The following is a 1454-nucleotide window of genomic DNA, read 5'->3' as shown; positions in this document are numbered from 1 at the left end:
TGGGCGGATTCAATCAGTCCTCGCAACACCCCCGGCTATGGAGGTGTTGATGGGACGGCATCCGGAGTGGATGGTGACGCAGACGGGTCGGCCAGCGATGAGGTCTCCGGGGCGGCCACCGATTCGTCGGGAGGTGCAACGCAAGTTCTGGGTCAAGATCGGCGAGGGGCTGACCAGCGAAGACGCGGGAGTCGCGGTGGGCGTGTCGACCGCGGTGGGCTCACGATGGTTCCGCGAGCATGGCGGGATGCCGTTGATCAGTCTCGATGAGCCGGTGGGCCGGTACCTGTCCTTCAACGAGCGTGAAGAGCTCGCGTTACTCCGAGCGCAGGGTGTGGGCGTGCGCGAGGCGGCCCGTCGCCTCGGGCGCGATCCGTCGACGATCTCTCGGGAGCTGCGACGGAACGCTGCGACCCGTGGGGGAAAGCTTGAGTACCGGGCGGGCGTCGCGCAGTGGAAGGCTGAACTCGTGGCGCGTCGTCCGAAGACGGCCAAGCTCGTAACGAACGCGCGATTGCGTGACTACGTGCAGGAACGCCTCGACGGGTCCATCTCCTACGCGGACGGGACGACTGCCGCAGGTCCGGATGCACCGCGATGGAAGGGGCGGAACAAGCCACGACGCCAGGACCGTCGGTGGGCGACGGCGTGGAGCCCGGAGCAGATCTCCAACCGGCTGATACTCGACTTTCCCGAGGATGAGAACATGCGCATCAGTCACGAGGCGATCTATCAGTCCTTGTTCATCGAGGGCCGCGGCGCGCTCAAGCGCGAGCTCGCTGCGTGCCTGCGCACGGGGCGTGCGCTGCGCGTGCCCCGCGCCCGTTCACGGAACAAACCGCAGGGACATGTGACCTCCGATGTCGTGCTCAGCCAGCGCCCGGCCGAGGCCGAGGACCGTGCAGTGCCTGGGCACTGGGAGGGCGACCTGATCATCGGCACCGGACGCTCCGCGATCGGAACGATCATCGAGCGGTCCAGCCGCTCCACGCTGCTGGTGCATCTGCCTCGGTTGGAGGGCTGGGGCGAGAGGCCCTACGCGAAGAACGGACCCGCACTGGGCGGCTACGGTGCCGTCGCGATGAACACCGCCCTGAAGGAAGCGATGACGAAGCTCCCCGAGCAAGTGCGCAAGACTCTCACCTGGGATCGCGGCAAGGAACTCTCGGGCCATGCGCAGTTCGCGCTGGAGACCGGGACACAGGTGTTCTTCGCCGACCCTCACTCTCCCTGGCAGCGACCGACGAACGAGAACACCAACGGCCTCTTACGACAGTACTTCCCCAAGGGCACCGACCTGTCTCGATGGACCGCAGAGGACCTTGAGGCCGTCGCCCTGGCGGTCAACAACCGACCGCGAAAGGTTCTGGGCTGGCGGACCCCCGCCGAAGTATTCGCCGAGCAGGTACGCTCACTCGAACAAACTGGTGTTGCGAGGATCAATTGAATCCGCC

The 1454-nt window shown here is 66.2% G+C and carries 1 protein-coding gene; it reads left to right on the top strand.

All coding sequences use genetic code 11. From position 1 onward, the window contains the following. The first annotated feature begins 49 nt into the window (after positions 1 to 49). Positions 50 to 1447, top strand: coding sequence for an IS30 family transposase (locus ACT3UL_RS19195; protein ID WP_444579997.1), 1398 nt, complete (start codon positions 50 to 52; stop codon positions 1445 to 1447). Positions 1448 to 1454 lie beyond the last annotated feature (7 nt).

The sequence above is a fragment of the Brachybacterium sp. 107 genome, assembly GCF_052379725.1.
In the GTDB taxonomy this organism is placed as follows: Bacteria; Actinomycetota; Actinomycetes; order Actinomycetales; family Dermabacteraceae; genus Brachybacterium.
This window is presented reverse-complemented; position numbering and strand designations above follow the sequence as displayed.